An 869-nucleotide genomic window follows, 5' to 3' on the forward strand; every position below is an offset into this window, starting at 1 on the left:
AGCTTTGGGCTGAGGACGTCGCACTTTCACAACTCGCAGAGCAATATGGTACACCGCTGTATGTATATTCTCGCGCTACATTAGAACGCCATTGGAATGCATTTGATTCATCGGTTGGTGAACATCCACACTTGGTGTGTTACGCCGTTAAAGCGAACTCGAACCTTGGCGTATTGAATACTCTGGCACGATTAGGTTCTGGCTTTGATATCGTTTCTGGCGGTGAGCTAGAGCGTGTAGTCGCTGCAGGTGGCGATCCAGCGAAAGTTGTATTCTCTGGTGTCGGCAAAACAGCTGCTGAAATGAAACGTGCGCTTGAGTTGAACATTAAGTGTTTCAACGTAGAGTCTGAGCCAGAGTTAGAGCGACTGAACAAAGTGGCTGGTGAGCTTGGTGTTAAGGCGCCGATCTCACTACGTATCAACCCAGATGTTGATGCAAACACTCACCCTTATATCTCGACTGGTCTGCGTGATAACAAATTTGGTATCGCCTTCGACCGTGCTCCTGCGGTTTACGCTTTTGCACAAACATTAGAAAACCTGTCTATCCACGGTATTGATTGCCACATCGGCTCTCAGCTAACAGATATTGAACCTTTCATTGATGCGACTGACCGTTTGCTTGCCCTGATCGAACAACTACGTGCTGATGGTATTAACATTAAGCACCTTGATGTCGGCGGTGGTTTGGGTGTGGTTTATCGGGATGAACTACCACCACAGCCTTCAGATTACGCGAAAGCGCTATTGGCTCGCCTAGACAATCATTCTGATCTAGAGCTTATTTTCGAGCCAGGAAGAGCGATTGCTGCTAACGCTGGTGTATTATTGACGAAAGTTGAGTTCCTTAAGCCAACAGAGCACAAG

1 protein-coding gene is annotated in these 869 nt (G+C 47.4%); it reads left to right on the forward strand.

The genetic code is table 11. The features are described from left to right. On the forward strand, positions 1–869 hold an 869-nt coding region (gene lysA / locus A3712_RS08645; protein ID WP_063523096.1), incomplete at both ends, for a diaminopimelate decarboxylase.

The organism is Vibrio sp. HI00D65 (assembly GCF_001635455.1).
In the GTDB taxonomy this organism is placed as follows: Bacteria; Pseudomonadota; Gammaproteobacteria; order Enterobacterales; family Vibrionaceae; genus Vibrio.